General features: G+C 56.1%; 21 protein-coding genes and 3 pseudogenes. 12 read left to right on the top strand and 12 right to left on the bottom strand.

What is annotated here, in order from left to right; translation table 11 throughout:
• Positions 1-7 precede the first annotated feature (7 nt).
• The 3 genes from ACI2KA_RS25220 to ACI2KA_RS25210 all read left to right on the top strand — a co-directional run bounded on the left by ACI2KA_RS25220 (position 8) and on the right by ACI2KA_RS25210 (position 3,952).
• Positions 8-1,402 (top strand): MmgE/PrpD family protein, encoded by a 1,395-nt coding sequence (locus tag ACI2KA_RS25220; protein ID WP_404505182.1) that lies wholly within the window; start codon positions 8-10, stop codon positions 1,400-1,402.
• A gap of 100 nt (positions 1,403-1,502) precedes the next feature.
• Entirely contained in the window at positions 1,503-2,600 is a 1,098-nt protein-coding gene (locus tag ACI2KA_RS25215; protein WP_404505181.1) for an ornithine cyclodeaminase, read from the top strand.
• A gap of 17 nt (positions 2,601-2,617) precedes the next feature.
• On the top strand, positions 2,618-3,952 hold the full coding sequence (locus ACI2KA_RS25210) for an MmgE/PrpD family protein (RefSeq protein ID WP_404505180.1): 1,335 nt from the start codon (positions 2,618-2,620) through the stop codon (positions 3,950-3,952).
• A gap of 33 nt (positions 3,953-3,985) precedes the next feature.
• On the opposite strand, the gene ACI2KA_RS25205 is transcribed toward ACI2KA_RS25210, so the two are convergent.
• Genes ACI2KA_RS25205 through ACI2KA_RS25195 form a run of 3 tightly spaced genes read right to left on the bottom strand, consistent with a single transcriptional unit; the run spans position 3,986 to position 6,273 of the window.
• Entirely contained in the window at positions 3,986-5,350 is a 1,365-nt protein-coding gene (locus ACI2KA_RS25205; RefSeq protein WP_404505179.1) for an amidohydrolase family protein, read from the bottom strand.
• Entirely contained in the window at positions 5,343-6,074 is a 732-nt protein-coding gene (locus tag ACI2KA_RS25200; protein ID WP_404505178.1) for a response regulator transcription factor, read from the bottom strand. The genes ACI2KA_RS25205 and ACI2KA_RS25200 overlap by 8 nt, the downstream gene beginning before the upstream one ends.
• Positions 6,043-6,273, bottom strand: a complete 231-nt coding sequence (locus ACI2KA_RS25195) for a hypothetical protein (protein ID WP_404505177.1) — start codon at positions 6,271-6,273, stop codon at positions 6,043-6,045. Before ACI2KA_RS25195 ends, ACI2KA_RS25200 begins: the two co-directional genes overlap by 32 nt.
• A 635-nt stretch (positions 6,274-6,908) precedes the next feature.
• On the opposite strand from ACI2KA_RS25195, the gene ACI2KA_RS25190 reads away from it, so the two are divergent.
• From ACI2KA_RS25190 to ACI2KA_RS25170, 5 genes and pseudogenes are all read left to right on the top strand, one after another.
• On the top strand, positions 6,909-7,628 hold the full coding sequence (locus tag ACI2KA_RS25190) for an autoinducer binding domain-containing protein (protein ID WP_404505176.1): 720 nt from the start codon (positions 6,909-6,911) through the stop codon (positions 7,626-7,628).
• Between the two features lie 154 nt (positions 7,629-7,782).
• On the top strand, positions 7,783-8,535 hold the full coding sequence (locus tag ACI2KA_RS25185; protein ID WP_404505175.1) for an acyl-homoserine-lactone synthase: 753 nt from the start codon (positions 7,783-7,785) through the stop codon (positions 8,533-8,535).
• Positions 8,439-9,254, top strand: a complete 816-nt coding sequence (locus tag ACI2KA_RS25180) for an autoinducer binding domain-containing protein (RefSeq protein WP_404505174.1) — start codon at positions 8,439-8,441, stop codon at positions 9,252-9,254. The genes ACI2KA_RS25185 and ACI2KA_RS25180 overlap by 97 nt, the downstream gene beginning before the upstream one ends.
• 209 nt (positions 9,255-9,463) lie before the next feature.
• Positions 9,464-10,636: a Fic family protein gene (locus ACI2KA_RS25175; protein WP_400818019.1), complete on the top strand. Its 1,173-nt coding sequence runs from the start codon at positions 9,464-9,466 to the stop codon at positions 10,634-10,636.
• Positions 10,637-10,862: 226 nt separating this feature from the next.
• Positions 10,863-11,129, top strand: a pseudogene (locus ACI2KA_RS25170) (ATP-binding protein); the annotation flags it as partial.
• Positions 11,130-11,392: 263 nt separating this feature from the next.
• Here the strand turns inward: ACI2KA_RS25170 and ACI2KA_RS25165 are convergent.
• The 5 genes and pseudogenes from ACI2KA_RS25165 to ACI2KA_RS25145 form a co-directional block, all read right to left on the bottom strand.
• Positions 11,393-11,572 (bottom strand): annotated as a pseudogene (locus ACI2KA_RS25165) (hypothetical protein); the annotation flags it as partial.
• Between the two features lie 67 nt (positions 11,573-11,639).
• Positions 11,640-11,825 (bottom strand): annotated as a pseudogene (locus ACI2KA_RS25160) (AAA family ATPase); the annotation flags it as partial.
• A 126-nt stretch (positions 11,826-11,951) separates the two neighbouring features.
• Entirely contained in the window at positions 11,952-13,274 is a 1,323-nt protein-coding gene (locus ACI2KA_RS25155; protein ID WP_295977175.1) for a TRAP transporter large permease, read from the bottom strand.
• The gene (locus ACI2KA_RS25150) at positions 13,274-13,900 is read right to left on the bottom strand and encodes a TRAP transporter small permease (protein ID WP_065117241.1); all 627 of its coding nucleotides are present in this window, start codon (positions 13,898-13,900) and stop codon (positions 13,274-13,276) included. Before ACI2KA_RS25150 ends, ACI2KA_RS25155 begins: the two co-directional genes overlap by 1 nt.
• 75 nt (positions 13,901-13,975) lie before the next feature.
• Entirely contained in the window at positions 13,976-14,980 is a 1,005-nt protein-coding gene (locus ACI2KA_RS25145) for a TRAP transporter substrate-binding protein (protein ID WP_404505173.1), read from the bottom strand.
• Positions 14,981-15,157: 177 nt separating this feature from the next.
• On the opposite strand from ACI2KA_RS25145, the gene ACI2KA_RS25140 reads away from it, so the two are divergent.
• The 4 genes from ACI2KA_RS25140 (at position 15,158) to ACI2KA_RS25125 (ending at position 19,870) form a co-directional block, all read left to right on the top strand.
• Positions 15,158-17,197 carry a nitrogen regulation protein NR(II) gene (locus ACI2KA_RS25140; protein WP_404505172.1) on the top strand — a complete coding sequence of 680 codons (2,040 nt, stop codon included), beginning with the start codon at positions 15,158-15,160 and terminating at the stop codon, positions 17,195-17,197.
• Positions 17,198-17,209: 12 nt separating this feature from the next.
• The gene (locus ACI2KA_RS25135) at positions 17,210-17,821 is read left to right on the top strand and encodes a response regulator transcription factor (RefSeq protein ID WP_404505171.1); all 612 of its coding nucleotides are present in this window, start codon (positions 17,210-17,212) and stop codon (positions 17,819-17,821) included.
• 431 nt (positions 17,822-18,252) lie between these two features.
• Positions 18,253-19,533, top strand: a complete 1,281-nt coding sequence (locus ACI2KA_RS25130; protein ID WP_404505170.1) for a hypothetical protein — start codon at positions 18,253-18,255, stop codon at positions 19,531-19,533.
• A 127-nt stretch (positions 19,534-19,660) separates the two neighbouring features.
• Positions 19,661-19,870, top strand: coding sequence for a hypothetical protein (locus ACI2KA_RS25125; RefSeq protein WP_404505169.1), 210 nt, complete (start codon positions 19,661-19,663; stop codon positions 19,868-19,870).
• Positions 19,871-20,023: 153 nt separating this feature from the next.
• On the opposite strand, the gene ACI2KA_RS25120 is transcribed toward ACI2KA_RS25125, so the two are convergent.
• The 4 genes from ACI2KA_RS25120 to ACI2KA_RS25105 all read right to left on the bottom strand — a co-directional run bounded on the left by ACI2KA_RS25120 (position 20,024) and on the right by ACI2KA_RS25105 (position 21,833).
• Positions 20,024-20,353: a hypothetical protein gene (locus tag ACI2KA_RS25120; RefSeq protein ID WP_404505168.1), complete on the bottom strand. Its 330-nt coding sequence runs from the start codon at positions 20,351-20,353 to the stop codon at positions 20,024-20,026.
• Between the two features lie 315 nt (positions 20,354-20,668).
• The gene (locus ACI2KA_RS25115; protein ID WP_404505167.1) at positions 20,669-20,890 is read right to left on the bottom strand and encodes a hypothetical protein; all 222 of its coding nucleotides are present in this window, start codon (positions 20,888-20,890) and stop codon (positions 20,669-20,671) included.
• Positions 20,883-21,569 carry an acyl-homoserine-lactone synthase gene (locus ACI2KA_RS25110; protein WP_404505166.1) on the bottom strand — a complete coding sequence of 229 codons (687 nt, stop codon included), beginning with the start codon at positions 21,567-21,569 and terminating at the stop codon, positions 20,883-20,885. Before ACI2KA_RS25110 ends, ACI2KA_RS25115 begins: the two co-directional genes overlap by 8 nt.
• A gap of 75 nt (positions 21,570-21,644) precedes the next feature.
• The gene (locus ACI2KA_RS25105; RefSeq protein ID WP_404505191.1) at positions 21,645-21,833 is read right to left on the bottom strand and encodes a helix-turn-helix domain-containing protein; all 189 of its coding nucleotides are present in this window, start codon (positions 21,831-21,833) and stop codon (positions 21,645-21,647) included.
• Between the last annotated feature and the right edge of the window lie 145 nt (positions 21,834-21,978).

Raw genomic sequence — 21,978 nt, 5'->3', positions numbered from 1 at the left:
GCGCCCTATGACCACCCCCGCAACGCAGACCCTCGCCGGGTACATCGTGAATGCGAGTTTTGAGAACCTTCCGTCGGACGTGGTAGACAAAGCAAAGCTCTGCCTGATGGACTCCATTGGATGCTTTTTCGGCGGTCATCAATCCCCGGTCACTCCGGGCCTGGAACGGCTGCCGGCGGATATCGCCGGAGGGTCCACCGAAGCGCCCTGTCAGGATCCTGCCTGGCAGGCATTTCATTACGCGACTTTGGCCAACGCCCTTGATCTCGATGACATCTACTGGAAGGGGCATCCCGGGGCGACAGTGGTTGCTGCCGCACTCGCGCTTGCCCACCGGTCGCGCTCCACAGGGCGTGACCTAATTGCCGCAATCGTCGCCGGATATGAGGTGGGATGCCGCATCGGCATGTCGCTCGTCCACAACACGCCGCGCAAGATAGTCCATGGACACGGCACCTGGCAAATATTCGGCGCAGCCGCCGCATCGGCGAAACTGCTGAAACTCGATCATCAGCAAGCGGCCCATGCCCTGGCAATCGCGGCTGTCAATGCCCCTGTTGCGTCGGTCATGAAGACCGTTTACGGGACCACACCGACAATGGCGAAGAACAATTTTGCGACCGCAGCAATGGGCGGTGTCAACGCAGCGTTTCTTGCTCGTGCAGGATTTGAGGGGCCGCTTGACGTTTTCGAAGGGGAAACCGGTTTCTGGCGCATGGCGGGGGCGGACGACGTCGACCCGTCGCGGCTGAAAATCGGTCCCAATATTCGCTACGAAATACGACACGCCGGCTTTAAGGCGTTCAGTTGCTGCAGGATCATCCAAAGCAGCGTCGAAGCTGCTGTTGAGGCGTTCGCCATCGGGGCTGTTGACGGGACCGGTCATGACGTCAGGCGGGTCGAGGTCTTCACGCCCGAGATCGTGTGCCGCCCTCCATTCAATGATCCCGAACCTCGTGATATCTGGGCGGCCCAGTTCAGCGCACCTTTTGCAATCGCCATGGGCGTGCTCGGACACGCCGCTGGTCCGGAATGGTTTGCGCCTTCGCGTTTCCTGGATCAAACAGTGCGCAAGCTGACGGCAAAAATCCGGCTCTTTCCTCTGAGGTCCACGGATCGATCGAGCCACCACCACACGGCAAGGGTTCGTCTTCACTTGCTCGACGGCCGCGTCGTGGAGGCCACTGTCGAGGTTGCAAAGGGCGATGCTGCCAATCCGCTTGCGCCTTCGTTTCTGGAGGAGAAGTTTTTGCGCCTGTCGGCGGGGCGTTTGCACGGAAACGGAAGACTGGAAATGCTGCAGTTCCTCAAGCAGCTTGAGTTAAAAGACGACTTGCTGTTTCTGCTGGATACGATCCGCGTATCAGGAGGCGCGCCTCAATCTGGGGACAGTCCTATATAACCGGAATGAATAATGTTGCATAAAAGATAGCTAATCTTGGCTTTATTTCCCGCCAATTCCTGCTGAAATCGTCTCGCTCGATGTTCGAGGAGGGGCACGCATGAGTAGAGGAATTATCAGTCCAAGCCTGTCAGACATACCGTGTTACTCCGCGACAGAGATCGCCAGGGACGGGGCTCTGCTTGATGGAAAGATCGTCCATGAGGTCGCCGGCAAAGCATGGGACGACATTGCCCGCGGTTCCGCTTACGGCACGAAATCGGTGCTTTCCATCACGCCCGGGGAGATCGACAGGCATCCCTTGATCAAGGATGCAGATTCGCTGGAGGAGCGCCTTGGATGGAAGTTATCCTGCCTTTCAAGCGTCAACAGCCGCTACGGGGCAGTGAAAATCGTCGGTGCAAACGCCCTTAATCGCCAGCTCGGTCTTCCACGGTCACGGTCCACGATTGTCCTCATGGACAAATTCACCCTTCTTCCTCTTTGCCTGCTCGATGGAACCGACATATCCGCCGCCCGGACGGCGAGTTATGCGACGCTTGTTCTTGAGCGATTGCTTGCTCCCCGTCGAGACTTGTCTGTCTTCCTGTTCGGCGCCGGACCAATTGCCGAAAAAATCGTTCTGGCGCTCGATAGATGCTCCGGGGAGAAGATCCGCGAGGTCTTTGTCCGTAGCCGAACAGTTGACTCAGCCATACGGCTGGCAAGATCGTTGGGAGAAACGGTAACCTTCGACATCGTACCCGTGCAGGACAACCGCGATCTCGGTCGATGCGGCTTTGTGATTACTGCATCAAACGCGAAGGCTCCCGTTTTCGACGCCAGTGAGATAAGCGACGCTCCCGTGCTTCATTTGGGTGGCGATGAAACACCCCCGGCACATCTGGAACGGGCGCTGCGGTGCGGTAGCGTTCTTTGCGACGATGTGGCGATGGTGTCGCGTCGTGGTTCGCAAAGCCTTGCGCTTCACTTCTCACGAAAGGGGACGACGCTGGAGCAATTGGGATCCCTGCTCGGCATCCGGTCAATCACGGCGATTGCGGATCCTTCGGAAGTCGAACAGGAAAAACCTGTCCACATCACCTGTGTCGGTATGCCCATGCTGGACCTTTATGTGGCCGCACACGTCTATGAGGCTTTGTCAGGCGTCACAGATAACAACGCCGGCGGAGCGACGGTTTCAGAAGCGACCAACTGAGAGATGCTCCCGTGCATATGACGAAGCTTCTCGCCGAATGCATTGCTGACCGTGTTTTCGATGCCGTGCCTCCGGAGGTTAGGAACAAGGCGCTCTGCTGTCTCTTCGACGCCGCGACCTGCGCCCTCGCCGGTAAGTTTGTCACTGGGTCGACCAGCGCCAGACTGGTTGCAACCCGAATTTTTGGTCCTGGAAACGCACCTCTCTGGTTTTCGGGCCGTCGGTTATCGACCACCGGCGCCGCCTTTGCCAATTCTGCTTCTGTCAGCGCCCTTGATTTCGATGATGGTCATCGTGCCGCGCGCGGACATCCAGGTGCTGCGGTGATCCCCGCTGTTTTGGCCGCCTGCGCGGACCGTGCAATCGACCCGGACGAACTCGTCGCTGCGATCATCGCCGGTTACGAGATCGCCGTCCGGATCGCCGCCGCACAAAATCCCGAAAACATAAAAAGTCGCCAAAGCGGTCTCTGGGCCGGCTACGGCGCGGTCGCTGCAGCCGGCAGTATCCATCGCACAGGCCGGGATCATCTCGCCCATGCGTTGGCGATCAATGGTGTATGGGCCCCCAATCAAGCCGCAAATGGAAGTTCCGGCTATTCGAAGCTTACCGGAAATCATGCGAAAGAAGGAATCCCGTGGAGCGTTGTCACTGGCCTCACCGCACTCGAATTGGCCGAAAAGGGGTTTACAGGTCCAGAAGACATTCTCGATCACGCATCCTATTTCAACAGGGATCGTATCGAGAACGGGCTTGGTCTGACCTGGGAAATCCTGGGAACCTATTTCAAGCCGTATTCCTGTTGCCGCTATATCCATCCCGCCATAGATGCAACGCTGGACCTCATGCAAAGCCGGAGGCTCCAGCCGAAAGACGTGCTGTCGGTCGAGGCCCACACGTTTCAATGGGCTCAGCGGTTGCAAAACAAAGTCAACCCGAAAACCCTTGTGGAGGCTCAATACAGTTTGCCTTTTTGTCTGGCCGCGGCCATCCGTCACGGCGCCACTGCACTCGCGCCCATTGATGAGCAGCTTCTCGATGATCGGGAAATCTGTTCCCTTGCCGGTGCTGTTACCTTGACGGTTGACGATCAGATCGACCCAAAATTTCCGGCGGAAACGTTGGCGCGGGTGACATTGACCACTCCTTGGGGCGATATAGCGTCCACCACCACGATGCCGCTTGGTGATGCGGGCCGACCGATGCTTTGGGACGAACTCGAGAAGAAGTTTCGTCAGGTTTGCAGAGGAAAAATGAACGCATCGCGTGAGGACGTTTTCGACAGGGCAATTAACCAGCTCAAATCCGGTGATCCTCTGCCGTTCCTGCGAGAGATATCGGCCGATCTGTGATCAGTGACCACGTCACGTGGTCGTAGATGCGCCCTAACCATTGCCATTGATCGTTCCATTCCAGACCACCACCTTGCCATTGATGATAATGTGGCGAACGCGACCCAGATTGACGCGATCGACAATCACGAGATCCGCGCGCCTCCCCTTCTCGATCAAACCACGATCGCTTGCCAATTGAGGAAAGGCGCGTGCGACGTTGCCGGTCGCCAAAGCGACAGCTGCAGCCGGAGACATCTGCTTTTTGTGAACAATGCGCTGGATTGCCACGAGGATGCTGTCCCAATGTCCGCCGGCATAGTCAGTCGAGATCGTATCGACGCATCCGGCCTCGATGAGGGCGTCGAAATTCGCCGGGTTATTCCGCCAACGAGTCTGAATGCTGTCGAGCGTTGACACATCGATGGTCACCCCACGTCTTCGCAGCTCGTGCGCGAACGATACGGATTCATCCGGGAGGAACATCGGATGGTTCGAATGACCCGCGACAATGTTCGCGTTTGGGTATTTCTCGGCGACTTCGATCAGGCGTTCAACCGACGGCGCAGAATTGTGAAAAATTGCCGGGAAGCCTACACGCGCGGCTTCTCGCGCCATTTCTTCAAAGCCTCTAAGCGCAAGATCGACCGGTGGCATCACGGAAGCGAGAATGACCTGACGCACGGATCGCGCGCTGCTGACATCGGACAGACCGCATTCGTCGAGTATCGACTGCAATTCGTCATCGGAAACCCCATCCTCGACTTTAAGGTATCTGCCGACCACGGCATTTCGCAACTGACGTGAAACCAGAGGCGACACTTCCCGTCCCGTCACCCGTTTCATTGCTTCGGGAATGAAACGGTATTCCTGCGCACCTCCGCCAAGTGTCTGCCCCCCGCCAACCTCGCCAAGCGCTTTTGCTCCTTGCGACAAAGCTTCGTCGATGGATGCATGTTGATGCCGTTCGGATAGACCGGCGCCATCGATCGCCAGGGCCGCCTCTATATTGGAAGGGGTGTGAGCGGTGGAGATATGGACATCAAGTAGATGTGCATCGCCCGCAAACGCCTCATCAGACAACGCCAAACCGCATACATTCAATAACGTGGTCGTCCCCTCGAGGAGGTGCCTGTTCCTGTTCCAGACAATCACTTGCCCGTCGACAGGGGACGACCCGCTCGGCATGGATGGGCCGCTGACGCAGGCATGGGCATGCGCGTTGATAACGCCCGGGATAACCGTGTGGCCGTGAGCGTCGATGACATCGACCTCGTCAGGATTGACGGATATGTTTCCTGGCTGGACGAACGCAATTCTGCCCTCTCCGATACCGATGGAGGCGTTTTCATGAAATGTGGCGCCATCTCCCGTTATCACGCAAGCGCCGCGTATGATCCTGTCGAGCCGATTAGACATTGCGATCGTCTCCAAAAGCGGCAGGAGCTTCAGGCGAAGGGGATTCCAGAATGTAGCCGACTCCCCGGACGGTGCGGATAAGATCGGGTTGGCCGTTCCGGTTCAGTCTCTTTCGCAATCGGCCTATATGGACGTTCAGAGTGCGCTCTTCGACATGATGCAGGCCGGGCCACACTGCAGTCATCAGTTCTGCGCGCCGGCAAATCTCGGTCGGTCGCTCCATCAAGCAGGACAAGACAGAAAATTCCAGTGGTCCCAGGTGAATGTTCAGATCATTTCTTGAAACGCGATGATGCTCGAAATCAATCTCGATGCCGCCGTAGGATAGCTGACCTGATCGCGCTCGAGGCAGGGTCCGGCTGGGCGCAGTCTTGCGCAGGTATTCAAGCAGCTTGATCGGCGCAAAGGGCCGAACGAAACACTCTTCTGCGCCGGCCCGCTGCATGTCGACATATTGCCCCTCGCCGCCCGCACCAATGATTGCGAGGACGGGAACGCTCGCCGTGCGATGATTCCCCTTGATCCTGGCACACACCTCAACCGCCGGAAAGGGATCAGGCCGGCAGTCAAGCAGTACAGCCCTGACCTGGTGATCGTCGGCAAGATGGGACATCTCCTCGACGCCTCTGGCCATCCGGACCTGATAACCCTCAACTTCCAGAATGTGTGAAAGGAGGAGAAAGAAGTCAGCATCAACCGAACCGATCAGGATCAATTTTTTCATGAAATGCCCTTTGCGTCGGCAGCAGCCCCTGAACGCAAGGCGGTTGTTCCCTGCGTTGAGCCATTTTCTCTACCATCGATATATCAATTTCCGTCAATTTGGCTGCAAAATCGACTACTAGAAGTAGTAGTCGCCAAATATGACGTAATGTGACATGTTTTAAATTTGGCTTTGCCAACGGGGAGACGATGGCTACCAACACAGGTTGCCTGTGCCTGTTGCGCACAAGGCGATCATAGCAAGGATGGACATTTGAACAGATTGAAGAGGAAAGATGCCAGGAAGGACGTCGGAATGGCTTCATACGCCACGCTTGGCGCCGATATCGCAAGCGTGGCGTTATCATTGAATAATCATCGCATCACCCAAACTACGATAGACGCCTGTACGGAACGGCGATTTGTGCTGCCCAACCGGATTTCACCACCAACGCGCAATGGGTATCTCAATTGCCACGCCATAGCTGCTACGTGGTTAGAGGTTCCATCGCCGCATCGGAACGATGCTGGTGCCGGACCACGACGGTCTATCGCAACGACTCTCAACGCACCACATATGGCGACCGAGCGGCAGGCGCTGACCAAAGCCGGAAAAATGTTGGTACGGTGCCTGTTTCGAACCGGTCATTCCGCCAAAGTTGCGCGGACAGCCGAACAATAAGTCGAGACGCGCTAACAGCCTGCCACGGCTTCGACCGAAAGATGAGCGGCAAGAACATGAGACGCGGGGTGGTCGAAAAACGCCGGCACGTTGTCTGCTGAGCGCCTGTGGGGAGCGAGATGCTTCTCGTTCTGCGCCGTGACACCTCCCCCTCACATCGGAAAGGATTCCCACATGAAAACAGTATCTGCGAATCTCGCTGAAGCCATCGAGGCAATCACAGATGCCCCCACAGTCTATGAGGCCCTTTTTTCTGTTCAGGAAATTTACGACGTAGATTTCGTCACCTACCATTTGACCGCAACCGTGATCAGCGACCTTGATGCACCCTTTGTTCAGTCAACCTACAGTCCGGAATGGATCGCACAGTATTTCCTGAAGCGATATGTCCAGGTGGATCCTGTTGTGCAACAGGGCTTTTTGCGGCAGCTTCCATTCGACTGGCGTGAATTCGAAATGACACCCGAAATTGGAGCGTTCTTTGATGACGCTTGGCAACACGGCGTCGGAAAATCCGGTTATTCGATCCCCATTACTGACCGGGCCGGCCGGCGCGCAATTTTCTCCGTCAATGCGGCACACGACCCGAAAAGCTGGGACAAACTCGTTGCAGGTAATCGGTCGGACTGGATCGAAATCGCATATCAGATTCATATGAAGGCGATCACGGAGATTCATGGAGGAGAAGACCCTGTTCCGGGCCTCAGCGCACGTGAGCGGGAGTGCCTGTCGTGGGTGGCACGCGGAAAAGACCATAAGGATATTGCACTCATTCTCGGTATTTCCGAGCATACGGCAAGGAGCTACCTCAAGTCTGGCCGGTTGAAGCTCGGATGCGCAACTATTTCATCGGCCGCCGTCCAGGCGATGAAGTTCAGGCTGATCAACATGTGATTCAGCAACTCGAACCTGGCCTTGAACCCCGCGGCACAACAGCCATAGACCTTTAACTTTCGGCGCAATACCTCAATTGTTTGTGCCCATCCGTAGCAATGGGCAACCCGGGATTTACGTGCATTCTGTCCGACACATGATCGGAGATTTGCTCGTGTTCCTTCTTATCCAACCCTATCAATATCACCGGTACGAAGGCCTGCTGGAGCAATCGTTCCGATTGCGGAAAAAGGTTTTTCACGATTGTCTTGGCTGGCAGGTCGATGTCCATCGCGGCCTTGAACGGGACACTTACGACGCTCTAGGAGCCGTTTACCTGGTCTGGTGTGACAAGGACGCACGACATCTCTATGGCACAGTGCGGCTCATGCCGACGACAGGGCCGACATTGCTGCGTGATGTTTTCAGTCGAACGTTGCCGGGAATGGATTTGGTGTCTCCCAGCACATGGGAAGGCACGCGAATGTGCCTTGATGTTGACGTCCTCAGAGAGTCTCAACCGGCGCTCAGCCCATCACGAGCGTTTGGGTTCCTTTTGCTGGCCTTGTTCGAATGCTCCTTCGCGCATGGCATCAAAACACTTGTGTCGAACTACGAGCCGCCAATGGAAAGAGTATACCGGCGAGCGGGATTGATAGTGGAGGAGATTGGCCGCGCTGACGGTTACGGTCGTCTCCCGGTGTGTTGCGGAGTGTTCGTCGTTTCAGACGAAACTCTTCAAAAAATGCGAGCAGTGCTCCAAGTCGCGCAACCCCTGTATACGCTCTTTTTGCCCGAGCCTTTGCAAGCGGCCGTAGTGCAAGCGCCCCGATGCTCGCACCGCATCAAAACGCTCAGAAAAAAGGAGCACTTCAGAACCTGCAATGCAGTCGGCAGGCAGACGTGTTGCTCAAGGGTGGAGGGATAAGACGTGGGATGAAAAACTGGCTACGCAGATTAATCGATACGACGTCCATGATGAAAACTAGCCGAGCCACGGCCGAACTGCTTGATCACCTGACCCGGGAACTGGGGTTTGACTTTTATCATGTGGTGACCGTCCGTCACCCCGGGTTGGGAAACTCCATCTTGTCCAGTGCCCCAAAGGAGTGGTTGGACATATATCGGGAGAAGTATTTCGACAGGATCGATCCAGTCCTGACCCAGGCCCGTGAAATAATGGCACCGTTTGTCTTTAACCTTGAGCATAAGGGGAAAGTCGCACACGGCCCCCCCCAGACATTCTATTCGAGTGCCGACGAGGCGGGCATCAGGGCCGGCATATGCATGCCCGTAATGGCGCCATTCAGCGATTTCTTCACCCTCTCACTTTTCTCCGGTGATGTGGCTTTGCCCCAAAAATACCAACTGCATCCTGTTTTGAGTGCAAACGCTGTGGGGTTACTCCACATGTGCGTGGAGGCAACCGAGGCGGCATCGATCAGAGCACCGGCCATCGAGCTGACGGCGCGGCAGTCAATGGTGCTCAAGTGGGCCGCTGAAGGGAAAACGACCCAAGAGATCGCCCTCCTTGAGAACATGACACATCATACCGTCAATTTTCATATGAAGAACATTCGACAGAAACTTAAGACCGTCACCCTTCCCCAGACGACTGCATTGGCCACAAAGCTGAAACTGATCTAAGGTTCGTTGTGTTACTGTATCGGTCGTCGTCATCCGCAAGAGAAGTGTTCGTTATCCCGGATCGCTGATAGTTAGGTTTGCTCCCCGGCAGAACATACAGATAAAGGGCTAGAACTCGATCGGCAAGAAGACCGGCAAATGCATTGCCAAAATACTGCCCTATCGCTATGTTCTAAAACAGAATTATAGCGGCATAGAAAGCGGCAAAAATGGTTACGCTCGCAAGCATAGAGCCCCTGCTTCCGGACAGCAGCCGGGAACTTGAAGATCTGGCGATCGAACTGACGTCAGTTGCCAGTCGGTTCGCAGCGCGACTTCATCCCATCATGCGTGCTTCCGTCGGTGATCTCGTGCGCTCGATGAACTGCTATTACTCAAATCTCATCGAGGGACACAACACGCTACCAATCGATATCGATCGGGCCATGGCGGGCGATTTCGCTCGAGAACCGGAGAAGCGCAACCTTCAGCTCGAGGCCCGGGCCCATATCGAAGTGCAGCAGCTTATCGACAGGGGCGAAATGCCCTTCCCTGTGCTGTCGCTCGACGGCATCTGCTGGTTGCACGGCGAGTTCTGCCGCCGGCTGCCAGATGACCTGCTTCTTGTTCGCAATCCCGATACCGGCGAAGAAATCATTATGGTCCCGGGGCAGCTGAGAACGCGGCACGTCAAAGTCGGCGAACACATCGCTCCCGAACCGGAGATGATTGAACCGCTGCTCGCAAGGTTCGTTGAAGCCTACTCGTTCAAGATGTTGTCTAAACTCCAGAAGATCGTTGGGGTTGGGGCATCTCATCATCGTCTTGCATGGATCCATCCATTTTTCGATGGCAACGGACGTGTCTCTCGCCTGTTCTCCCACGCGTTGCTGCGCGACCTTGGGATTGGCTCGGAGCTCTGGTCTGTATCTCGCGGTCTTGCCAGAAATGTCTCCGACTATAAGCGTCTGCTCTCCCAAGCTGATCAGCCAAGACGCGGCGATCTGGATGGACGTGGCAACCTCACTGAGGCGGGCCTTGCCGAGTTCACGGCCTTCTTCCTCTCGTGCTGTCTCGATCAAGTCACGTTCATGGAAGAACTTCTCAAACCTGAGGAGCTCTTGAACCGCGTCGAGGTGTGGTGCAATGAGGAGGTGCAGATGCAGCGCCTTCCCAAGGGCAGTTGGCCTCTGTTGCGCGAGGCCATACTGACGGGAGAGTTCGCACGCTCGCAGGCACAGGCTTTGACCGGATATCAAGAGCGCCAGGCCCGAACCGTGTTGTCCAGTTTGTTGGACTGCGGCGTGCTCACGTCTCCGAGTTCAAAGGGCAAGGTGCGTCTCGGTTTCCCGGTCGATATCATCGAGCGGTGGCTTCCGCGCCTGTATCCGGCCGTTCGCTAGCGTTGGCCACTGTGTGCCACCGACACGATCGATGTCATCCACGGCCTTGCCAAACTCGCGAGAGATCATGGGATTGCTCACGCTTCCCACGACGACGACTCGATTGAAAAAGGTGAACTTCCTGAAAGACCTCGGTGCTGCCATCTGTGAGTTCCCGATCACCCTGGAAGTTGCAACCGGAGCACGACGTCTCGGCATGGCTACGGCCCTGGGTGCCCCGAATGCATTGCGTGGGCGCTTCTACAACGTCGTCGATCTCGTCAATCGGCTTGAGACGGAAGCACGCAATGGAAAACAGGGCCGGCTCGCCGACTTCATCACGGGGCTCGACTTCGTCATAATAGACGAGCTTGGCTATCTCCCGTTCGCGCAGGCCAGCGGCCAGCTTCTCTTCCATTTGATCAGCAGGCTTTACGAGCGGACCTCGATCATCGTCACGACGAACCTGGCCTTCGGCGAGTGGCCGGCCGTATTCGGTGATGCCAAAATTACCGCTCTCAAAGCTAAAGCCGAAAAGACAAACAACCCGCGCCCGCAGGCCACTGCGCTAAATTGAAAGCTCCGGGCCTACGCGCGCTGACCCTATGCAACCAGAGGCAGGGGTCCCTTTTGGGGTCTGACGCAATCTCGATGATGTTTGAGATTCTCCTTCGGAAACCAGGCCAGTAGAATCCCAAACATCATCGAGATTGCGTCAGACCCCCGTTTGGACGCCGATCACCCCATGTGCGGGGTCCTTATTCCATGCCTAATCACATCGATGACCTGCCAACCGAAAACACCAGCCTTGAGAGTCTCCAATACCGTCTCCTCTATTGCACGGTAGAAGCTAATCGGCATCTGCCCGACATCGGCCTCCACCGTATATGCGTTTCCTGAGCCAGATGGTCGAGGTTCGACCCTCAGGCCGATTGTTGCAAGAAACGGATTGGAGTCTCTGAATATTGTTTCGTGTCAATGCCGCGTGAATTTTCCCCATAAGTGCCGAAGTAAAATTCCCCACTTATGCCGACGTGGACGCCAGGGAGATTTGGGGATTTTTCGGTGGACGTCCGCGTGGCTTTTGAGGTGGCGCGAATGCCGGGGGTGCGATCAAGGCTTTGGATCGGACATGCTCCGGCATCAGCTCGGCATGCTGCCGCAGCCGATAGCTTGATCCTTCGATCTGCACGACGACGGCATGGTGAACCGCGATCGGCCGCCTATGAACAGGGCGGATGAGCTTTCATACCTGAAGCGGCCCTCAGTTGTCGTGAACCGATGCCGCGGCAGACTGGGCGTCTGCCGCGGCTGATGCGGAGATTGTGTGACCTTGCTACATTCCCAGTAATCTTGGCAGGAAGAGCGTGATTTCCGGGATATACGTAATCAGCATCAGGAACACGAGGGCTGTCAGCAGCCAGGGAATGACGGATTTGGACACCTCTGTCAGGCCCAGTCGTGAGATCGCGGAACCGACGTAGAGATTAAGCCCTACAGGAGGCGTCGCGAGGCCGATTTCCATGTTTACGATCAATATGATGCCGAAATGGACGGGATCTACCCCCAACTTGACGGCAATCGGATAAAGGATCGGTGCCATGATGAGAATGATGGCCGATGGTTCCATGACCATGCCGATGACGAGGAGCATGATGTTGACGACCAGCAGGAAGCCGATCTTGCCGAAGCCGAGGGATACGATCCAATCCGACATAAGCTGGGGAATTTGCTCCGAAGTCAGAATGAAGGCGAACATGACAGCGTTTGTGATGATGTAGAGCAGCATGGCTGACATGGCGGCCGACCCGAGCAGAATGCGCGGGACATCTCTCATCCGTATGTCCCTGTAGACAAAGACGGCAATCACGAAGGCATATACCGCCGAGACTGCGGCCGCCTCTGTGGGGGTGAACAGACCGCCATAAATGCCGCCCATGATGATGACGATCAGAAGGAGGCCCCAGACGGACTTCCGGAAGGCAACCAGCCGATCCCGCCAGCCTGCCCGCGGAAGGCGGGGATAGCCGTTTTTCCATGCGCGCCACACCGTCGTGATCGCATACATCGCGGCAAGGATCAGGCCGGGCACAACACCCGCGATGAAGATTTGCCCGATCGAAGGCGAGAAAATGGTTTCTCCATCCGGTCCGGTCGCGAGCATTCCTGACGTCGCAACGGCATACATGACCATGACGATGGAAGGTGGAATGAGAATGCCCAGTCCGCCCGCCGCCGCCACCGGCCCGACGGCAAACTGTGGCGGATACCCCATCTTGACCATGGCGGGAATCATGATGGATCCGACCGCCATTACGGTTGCGGGGCTCGATCCCGAGATTGCGGCAAAGAGCGCGCAGGCCACTACCGCTGCAAGTCCCATTCCGCCGTGCCAATGTCCGACCATCGATGTGGCGAAGGCGATCATGCGTTTGGCGACGCCACCATGTGTCAGGAAGTTGCCCGCCAGAATGAAAAACGGGATCGCCATGATCTCGAATTTCTCGATGCCGGTGAAAAGTTTCAACGCGATGGAATCCATCGGGATTTTGGTGAACGCGAACAGGAAGCTGAATACGGTCAAGCCGAGCGCGATCGAGACAGGCATGCCTGTCGCCAGCAGAATTGTGAGGATGGCAAAAATGATGAGGGCGGTCATTATTTCTGTCCTCCGTTCTGAGCGGCGGACTCGTCATCAACGCCATCCACATGGCCAATCTCGTGGTGAATGATGATGCCTGTGGTGAGGTACAGCCAAAGCGCCTGAATGAAGCGGAAACACATCAGGGCCGAACCCAATGGAACTGCGAGATAGACAATCCACATCGGGATTTCGAGATCGGCGGAGATTTGCCCCCCGACGCCGACGTGGTAAACGAAAGTGGAGCCAATCCACACAAGGATTGCGGTAAAGATCACGCCACCCGACATCGCGATTATCGTCAATATCCGGCGCCGTTTTTCCTCCAGCATGTTTACAAGCATGTCGACTCCGACATGGATGCCGATACGCACGCCATAGGCCGCGCCAAATTTCGCCATCCATACGAAGAGGTAAATGCAGGCTTCCTGCGCCCAGGTCAGTTTGATGGCATTGATGGTGGAGAAGATCGAACGCGCCCAGGCCTGGAGTTCCGGCATGTTGTTGGCACGGGCAAAACGAACGAGATCGGCGGCATAACCAATCGAAAATCGATGAAGAACGGCGACGAAGATCAATGTCACGGCAGCAGCCATCAGCGCCGCGATCAGGATTTCTTCGAAACGGTCGAGCATGCGCAGCATAATCAAACCTCACGAACAAGAGAGGGGGTGCGGGACGCACCCCCTTGAAGAAAATGGAAAGAGGTTTCGACGGTGTTACTGGATACCCAGAACGCCATGTGCCTGTTTGACCAGGTCTTCGCCGATGCGAGACGCCATCTGCTCGTGGAGCGGGCGCAAACGCTCGATCCACGAAGCCCGTTCGTCGTCGCTCAGTTCATGAAACTTCGTCGATCCGGCCTTGACCATCTCGGCCATCGCCCATTCATTTTCTTCGCGCGCGATTGAATTCGCGTAGGTGGTCGACTCATCCATGGCGCGGTCGATCTGTTCGCGAATACCCGGGTTCAGGCCATCCCAGAATGCCTTGTTGACGATAACCGCATAGCCAAGATAGCCGTGGTTGGTCAGCGTCGCGTGCTTCTGCACCTCATGCATCTTTTGGGTGAACATGTTTGACGGCGGATTTTCCGTACCGTCGACAACGCCCGTTTGCAGTGCCTGGTAAACTTCGGAGAAAGGCAGGACCTGCGGCACGGCGTCCAGAGCCAGCATCTGTGCCTCGATGATTTTCGAGGACTGGATACGCATCTTCAATCCCAGGAGGTCATCCGGGCTTGCGATTGGTGAATTTGCCGACATCACCTTGAAGCCATTGTCCCAATAGGCCAGGCCCTTGATCCCTTTGCTGTCGAGCAGGCCGAGGAGATGTTGCCCGACTTCGCCGTCGGTTATCTTGCGAAGGTCTTCGTAGTTGGACATCAGATAAGGCAGATCGAAAAGCTCGAACTGCTGCACACCCAACGGGCCGAATTTCGCAAGGGAGGGAGCCAGCATCTGAACGGCACCAAGCTGGAGCGCTTCGAGCTCTTCCTTGTCCTTATAGAGCTGGCTGTTGGGGTAGACTTCGACCAGTACCGCACCATTGGTGTATTTCTCGGCAAGCTCCTTGAACTTCAGGGCACCCTTGCCTTTTGGAGTGTCGGGGGCGACGACATGGCTGAATTTGATGGTAACCGGATTGGCAAGGACCGGGAAAGCCGCGGCCAAGGCAATGGTGGCGGCACCGGCGAATACCGCGAATGAACGACGAGTGAACATTGTTTTCCTCCTAAAATTCCGCAACCCTCCAGTTGCGACGCTATCGGAAGCTTCCTTGCCACCATGTTTGCGATCCCGCTATTGTGGATTCCCGCAATAGTGACGTGATGGGCATGAAGATATATTGCGAGGACAGGCATGGGAGGCTTGCCGACGTTTGGGGGGACGAAGCCGGCAATGAAAAATGCGAAATTTTTGATACCGGGCGGTTCCCTGCGAAAAGAGGCCAAGGCTCCTTCAAACTCGGCGTGGTATCCTTGGCCGGGTGATAGTCCCGGACCTCTGGCGGCCCGGATCGATCTGTTGTCGCTCATTCCATTGATTGCAATCATTGCGCTGGCGGCGCTGGTCTGGGCATTCGTCTGGGCTGTTGCGCGCGATGACAGTGAAAGTGCGCGCATCAAGCTGGCGACCGATGCCCTGTGGGTGGAGCAGACGTTACGGTTCCAGCTCGGTGTCGATGAAGACATGCTTGTCCGGCTTGCCATGGACCACGCGGGAGGAACAGAGGACTCGGTGATTGCGGCCAGGGCACGCAGCCACATTTCGACAAATCCGGAGGTAGTCTCCATTCTCTGGTATGGGCCGGACGGCCGCGCTGAAACTGGCTTGCCGGATGTTGCTGCGCCCGGCGATCCGGCTCTGGTAGCGCAGATTTTGGAAGTGGCTACCGCAACCTCGAGGCCGGTTTACGGGAAGATCACCTCGAAAGGGCTTGTGACTTTCGGGCTGTTGCTGGCCGACAGACGTGGAGCTCTCACCGCGACGATCTCCTTGCCCTCTGTCCTTGACCGGCACCTGCCGTGGTGGATTGCAGAGCAATACGGCGTCACGCTGGTTGATCTGTCCGGGAATGTGCTGGCCAACCGCCAGCGACTGGAGATTGATCCGGAAAACCCCACCCATGTTATCAGCATCGATCCGCCGCTGCATGGAACATGGCTTCGCATCAGCGCCTACGGCCGCCCTCTGACGTTTCTCTCGACGGCGCTTTTTGGTGCCATTGCCGGCCTTGCTGTCTTTGCCGTGTTGGCAATGGCAATTCTCCATCGGTCAAGCAAGCGCAGGCGCGATACCGAGATGCGTCTTTGGGCAGAAACCGCCTTCAGGCGTTCGATGGAAGAGAGCCTGACTGTCGGTTTGCGGGCCAAAGATCACGAGGGCCGAATTCTCTTTGTCAATCCGGCATTCTGCAAACTCATCGGGTGGACCGCGCAGGAGCTTGTTGGACATGCCGCTCCCTTACCATATTGGGACCCCAAATATTTGTCGGAGACGGAGCAGCGGCATCGCCGCCTTGCCGCAGGCGGGGCAGTCAGCCAGCGGTTTGAAACCCGTTTTGTCTCGCGTGACGGTCGCGAAATCGAGGTCGAGGTGTATGAAGCGCCGCTGATTGATGCGCGCGGCGAGCATCGAGGATGGATGGGGTCGATCATCGATGTCACGGAGGCGAGGCAAGCCGCGCGGCGTGCCCGGCTTCATGATGAGGCGCTGGCGAGAACCGGACGTTTGGTGACCCTCGGCGAAATGGCGTCGACACTGTCGCACGAGCTAAACCAGCCGCTTTCGGCAATCGCATCTTACGCCGCAGGCATGCTGAACCTGATGAACCGGCAGGGAACCGACCTTGCGGTCTTGCGGGAAGCGACCGAGAAGCTGGCCCGTCAAGCCGATCGGGCAGGGCTTATCATTCGCCGTATTCAGGATCTCGTGAAAAAGCGTGAACCGCGTTTTTCGAACCTGCAGCTTTCGGATGTCATCGACGAGACACTGGATTTCCTTCAAGCCGATGCGCGTGAACACGGCGTCCGGCTTGTGCGGCAGGGGCCGGGGGCCGGCGTTGTCGCTGCCGACGCCATACTGCTGGAACAGGTCCTCATCAATCTCATTCGCAACGGCATGGAGGCAATGGCCGAGTCCGGCAAGGATGCCGCCGTCACCGTACGTTTATTCGAGCGTGACGGGCAGGCCGTGATCGAAGTGGAGGATGGCGGTGCTGGAATACCGGCGGAGATGGTGGACACGATCTACGATGCCTTTGCCAGTACCAAGGCACAGGGCATGGGCATGGGGTTGAAGATCTGTCGGACGATCATCGAACTGCATCGGGGGCATCTGACGCATCATGCGGCATGCGGCGGAGGAACGGTATTCACCGTCGCCCTTCCGCTATCTGAAGCGGGATATGCGCAACCGGCAGAGCTGGAGGAAACATGAGGGAGGGGATTGATGGGTAGTTTGATCGATATCGTCGACGACGAGGAAGTAATTCGCGACGCACTCTCGTTCCTGCTGGCTTCGCGCGGTGTGCAAACCCGTACATGGGCCTCTGGAGAGGAGTTTCTGGCGGCACAGCCACTTGACGACATGACCTGTATCATCATGGATGTGCGTATGGGTGCGCTTTCTGGCCCGGAGGTCTATGAGCGGTTGCGCATCATGGGATCCGAGGTACCGGTCATCTTCCTTACCGGGCACGCTGACGTCCCCGTTGCAGTGCGGACATTGAAAGCCGGCGCTTTCGACTTCGTGGAAAAACCATTCAACGACAATCAAATCGTTGATCTCGCACTCAACGCCATTGCCGCCGGGCAGGTCGTGCAGGCACAGGCGGAAAGCCGCCGTGACCTTCAGGCGCGGCGTGCGTCCCTCTCGGCGCGGGAAGTGGAGGTTATGGACCTCATGCTCACAGGCGCGATGAACAAGCAGATCGCAGACAATCTCGGGATCGCCATGAGAACCGTCGAGGCGCATCGTGGCAAGGTGCTGACGAAGATGGGTGTCCGCAACGCCCTGGAACTTGCTGCGATCAACAGGCTGCAGGAGAAAAACAGGATATGAGCGGACTGCCCGGCGTATTGATATGCCGGCACGCACTCTTTCGCAGTCGGTCATCCTCATGACGGTGTTGCCGGCTTGGTAAGGCGCGTAAGCGGCACCATTTTAAAATGAAAAGCACAGATATTTCAACGCGGTAGCATTAGCTTTATCGTTTCAATCCACCTTTCTGACCACCTTTCGCGCGTCGGTAGGGGTTTGTTCACAAACCCGTGAACGCTTACGCCTTGGCATTGGAAAATCCCCATCCCGCTTCCGCCCGATATCTTTTGATTTCTTTCACACGGCCCCCGCCGAATTTCTTCTGAGGTCACGGTGTCGCCATTGGCTTATAGCCCCTCGCCTATCCCCTGACAGAGAGTAGACGTGGTTGCTGTTTACACGAGCCTGAGTAGGCTGAGCTCTACGTCGAGAATCGAACCCGGTAATTTCTGATGAAACGTACCTTCACACGACAGGAACTCTATGACTTGGTGTGGTCCACGCCTATTTCAAAACTCGCAGAGCAACTGGAAATTTCTGATCGCGGCTTAGCAAAAACGTGCGCTCGCTACCATATTGCTGTGCCTGGACGTGGATATTGGGCAAAGATTGAGGCAGGACAACCAGCGACTAAATCCCCTCTTTGGAAACTCGATAATCCATCGCTCCAAACTGTCCATGTCGGGGGAGCCAAGCAGCAAATAAACCCCTATGTCGCCTTCGCTATTGAAGCCGCTCAAAAGGCCGTGGAGAAGACCAAGGTCAAGCCGGTTGCTGCATCAAACCCTACCGTGCAATCCCAGAAAGAGTCTGGCGCAGCGCCGGTGACTACGTTCGAACCAGTTAGACGACCTCACACTTCAGTCTCCGGCCTTGCGCTCGAACTCAAAGCAGCTCAGCCTGATCGAGACGGCGAAGTCGCTATAACAGGGATACGCGTTCACCGGGATTCACGGTCTCGAGTCATCGCATTCCTCCACCATCTTGCCATCGCGCTGGAGCATCGCGGAATTTCCTTAGCCCAAGGGGAGCGCGGCTTAAAAGCCAGTATTTCGCCCGACGATATCTCGTTCGAAATTAGCGAAGGCAGGCAGCGGGTGAAACATGAGCCCTCACCTGCTGAACTAAAGAAAGAGCAAGATTACGAACGGAAACGGGCGATGGCCAGTAAAAGGGGCCAATGGCTGTTCCCGGAAAAATTCTGGCCGGAATTCGATTACCACTATTCTGGAAAACTCACCTTCGAGATCAATAACTGGGCAGATGGGGCCAGGAGAAAATGGTCTGATGGAAAGCACCAATCGTTTGAGACAATGGTCGACGGCATTGCGGACGGAATTCTTTATCATTTGGCCTTTGACAAGGCACGGCGCGAAAAGCGTGAAAAGGAAGAGCAACGCCGGAGACATCTGGCGCATAGACGCGAGTTGCACAAGAAGCGAGAGGAACGCGAAGCGAAGCGTATCAAGTTTCTTGCCGCTCTGTCGGATTACCAACAGGAGGCGGCGCAACTCAAGTCCGTTATTGAAAGCGCTTCGAAAGCTGGTGGGGACACGTTGGCAGAATATCAGCGTATGATCGAATGGTCCAAAGCTCGACTGGCACATCTCGAGGCGCAAAACGAACCTGAGACGCTCGCGGCAAATCTCAGGTCGGAGAACCTGTTTCCACACGAAGACGAGCTATTCGACCCAGAAGGTGACCCACCGCCAAAGCAGGGATACTGGGACTAGGGACTAGGTGAAGGGAGTAATCACTTCGCGCCACGGTGATGCAAACTGCCTTTCAGGCGAGCACTTGCGCCATGCTTTCGCGCCATGCATTCTTGAGCTTGGCATGAGTGACCTTAGGGGGCGCCGGATGAGTGGATTCACGGAAGAAGAGATTGCCGCGGAGATGGAACGGCGTAACGATGGAATTCTGGAACGCGACGAGAAACAGCGCGAGGCGTGGCGTCAGGCAGAGCTTAGCGGGTGCGATACCGTATGTTTGAGCTGCGGCACATCGGTTAAGTCCTACATGGTCACCGACCCAGAAAACCCACTCTGCGATACATGCATGGATTACTGACGCTCTTGATAAGTGGCCGAAACAGGCAACAATTGCTTTGCATCAGGCTGATGCCAAGTTTTTGATATGGTTTGATTAAATTCAAAGCCTCGCGTGCGCGCGCGTACTTGGTGCAGAATGCCTATCGACTGAAGCAGAGACAGTTACAAGGAGCTATTCCACGGCCCCTTTCTCATCTGAGCTATTCTGTCGCGAGAGCTTCCATCGATCGATTTCAGAGCCGATTTTGTTGCCTGCAGCAACTCCAACGGCGCCGACAGCCAGTGCTCCGGCTACCGGAACCGCTGTCCCTAGAGCAGCTAGCCCCATGCCGCCGATCAGCGTAGCGCCTCCCACGGCGCCAATTATACCTCCGGCGGTGGTGATTCTAATTTCGTTGGCTCTAGCCTTAGGTAACGCCCGGTTAGCCTTGATCGCTAAATCAGCAGCCTTCGCCGCGGCGACCTTTGACGCCTTCACGGCGCTCCATAGTTTATCATTCATCTGCCCTAGCCCCCCAAGCCACATCGTCTGGATAGGACATAACAGGATTTCTCAAGGAGGCGTAGCCGGACCGCACCCCTAAAGGCCGGCCTATCCTCTTGCGCCAGTTAATCCGTGGTCACGGCGCATTCATAACGCATGATAATGAGTGAATGCAATATCATCAATTTTTGTACGGTTTCCGATGCATTCCCCATTGGGGATAGAGGTCATTCCGCACTATGGTGGCATACCGCTTCAGGTTTTCTCAGGTCCTAGACTGACTGGAAAAAAGCCGGAAGGCTGCCGTATCCCTTCCTAGCGCTCACCCTAACATCAATCGTTAGCGGGGGCCTCGGTTCTGGAGTAGACAAGCATCGGCTTTTGTTTTGGCGCGTCATTATAAATCTCTTTCGCCTCTAATCGGACCATATCCAACAGGTAGGTGAGGAACTGTAGCCGATCGCTCGGCTGGCAAAAATTGACTAAGGCGATCAACTCATCCGTCTGTTCAGTAATGTATTGCGCGACGGCATGCTCGGTCGGCGGATTATGCATAGGACACCTCCTCAACCAGGCCAGTATGCGCGTGGCCAACAAACGTGGTCAGGGTTTGCCCAGTCACTGGATTTGAGGCGTCAGCGGTCAGTTCCAAAACGCTGCCGTTGATACCAGCGCCACGGTGATGAGACGCCAGTGCGGCGGGAGAGGGAACAGCATGAATCGGCACAACAAGAGCGCCGTCATATACCATTGGCGCTGCAAGGGGCGTTACATCCCAGAGATTGGACACAAGCAGGTTGACCAGTTTCGGATGTGTCTCAACTATGAGAGCTTCAATGCCGGCACTGAGGCAGAATTCGGCAACGCCGGTCAGGAGCATATGGGAAGCTTCGACACCGCAAATCCGGGCACCTGGCTCGGCAACGCATCGCGTCCATTCATAGACATCCGGTTGGCATGGGTACGCTGCCCCATTCACGATTTCCGGGTAGACATCGGAAAGAAGATGCGGTGCACTTGTGGTTAGAAGGCGAGAATAGCCTAGAACGACGCCTGCATCTTCCAGAACGAGATGAACGGCGTCATCGGTGTCGAAACTATCGATTTCCTGGCTGTCCGATTTTCGAAGCGCCTCCCAGCCAAAGCGCTCCACAAAATGACGATGACGAAACTGCCAGACCCTTTCAGCGAAGCCGGAAGACTGAAGCGATGAACCCTTGAAGTATCGAAGCATGTAAACCCCCCACAGATTTGCAGGGGCAGGAATAGTGGAGCGCGCCTTCTGGTAAATAGGCCGTTCGGCCTATTGTCAGCGAATGATACCTATGCGGATGGCTTCTGCTATGAGCTGCGCACGATTGACGCAATTCATCTTCCGTTGGGCGTTGTGGAGCTCATGCTGAACGGTTTTCTCTGAGCGCCCGAGAATTTGCCCTATCTCCCAGTTGGTTTTGCCTTCCGCGCACCAGCGAATTACGTCGCGTTCGTGCTGTGTGATATAGGGAGTGTCTTTCTTGCTGACACTGCCTTGCTGCTCAAAAAAAGCCCTTATACGCCGCCTCGCTGATCTCGACTCTTTGGCCTTCCCAAAACGCGATGAATCTGAATCTCTGGTGCAAACCGGAGGTTTGCGATGCGATCAG

This window comes from Agrobacterium sp. NPDC089420 (genome assembly GCF_044900305.1).
GTDB lineage: Bacteria > Pseudomonadota > Alphaproteobacteria > Rhizobiales > Rhizobiaceae > Agrobacterium.
This window is presented reverse-complemented; position numbering and strand designations above follow the sequence as displayed.

What these genes read in the sequence shown, in the direction of transcription:
- ACI2KA_RS25220 (WP_404505182.1), top strand. Translation starts at nt 8, where the DNA reads ATGACCACCCCCGCAACGCAGACCCTCGCCGGGTACATCGTGAATGCG.
- ACI2KA_RS25215 (WP_404505181.1), top strand. Translation starts at nt 1,503, where the DNA reads ATGAGTAGAGGAATTATCAGTCCAAGCCTGTCAGACATACCGTGTTAC.
- ACI2KA_RS25210 (WP_404505180.1), top strand. Translation starts at nt 2,618, where the DNA reads ATGACGAAGCTTCTCGCCGAATGCATTGCTGACCGTGTTTTCGATGCC.
- ACI2KA_RS25205 (WP_404505179.1), bottom strand. Translation starts at nt 5,350, where the DNA reads ATGTCTAATCGGCTCGACAGGATCATACGCGGCGCTTGCGTGATAACG.
- ACI2KA_RS25200 (WP_404505178.1), bottom strand. Translation starts at nt 6,074, where the DNA reads ATGAAAAAATTGATCCTGATCGGTTCGGTTGATGCTGACTTCTTTCTC.
- ACI2KA_RS25190 (WP_404505176.1), top strand. Translation starts at nt 6,909, where the DNA reads ATGAAAACAGTATCTGCGAATCTCGCTGAAGCCATCGAGGCAATCACA.
- ACI2KA_RS25180 (WP_404505174.1), top strand. Translation starts at nt 8,439, where the DNA reads ATGCTCGCACCGCATCAAAACGCTCAGAAAAAAGGAGCACTTCAGAAC.
- ACI2KA_RS25175 (WP_400818019.1), top strand. Translation starts at nt 9,464, where the DNA reads ATGGTTACGCTCGCAAGCATAGAGCCCCTGCTTCCGGACAGCAGCCGG.
- ACI2KA_RS25155 (WP_295977175.1), bottom strand. Translation starts at nt 13,274, where the DNA reads ATGACCGCCCTCATCATTTTTGCCATCCTCACAATTCTGCTGGCGACA.
- ACI2KA_RS25150 (WP_065117241.1), bottom strand. Translation starts at nt 13,900, where the DNA reads ATGCTGCGCATGCTCGACCGTTTCGAAGAAATCCTGATCGCGGCGCTG.
- ACI2KA_RS25145 (WP_404505173.1), bottom strand. Translation starts at nt 14,980, where the DNA reads ATGTTCACTCGTCGTTCATTCGCGGTATTCGCCGGTGCCGCCACCATT.
- ACI2KA_RS25140 (WP_404505172.1), top strand. Translation starts at nt 15,158, where the DNA reads ATGAAAAATGCGAAATTTTTGATACCGGGCGGTTCCCTGCGAAAAGAG.
- ACI2KA_RS25135 (WP_404505171.1), top strand. Translation starts at nt 17,210, where the DNA reads ATGGGTAGTTTGATCGATATCGTCGACGACGAGGAAGTAATTCGCGAC.
- ACI2KA_RS25130 (WP_404505170.1), top strand. Translation starts at nt 18,253, where the DNA reads ATGAAACGTACCTTCACACGACAGGAACTCTATGACTTGGTGTGGTCC.
- ACI2KA_RS25125 (WP_404505169.1), top strand. Translation starts at nt 19,661, where the DNA reads ATGAGTGGATTCACGGAAGAAGAGATTGCCGCGGAGATGGAACGGCGT.
- ACI2KA_RS25120 (WP_404505168.1), bottom strand. Translation starts at nt 20,353, where the DNA reads ATGAATGATAAACTATGGAGCGCCGTGAAGGCGTCAAAGGTCGCCGCG.
- ACI2KA_RS25115 (WP_404505167.1), bottom strand. Translation starts at nt 20,890, where the DNA reads ATGCATAATCCGCCGACCGAGCATGCCGTCGCGCAATACATTACTGAA.
- ACI2KA_RS25110 (WP_404505166.1), bottom strand. Translation starts at nt 21,569, where the DNA reads ATGCTTCGATACTTCAAGGGTTCATCGCTTCAGTCTTCCGGCTTCGCT.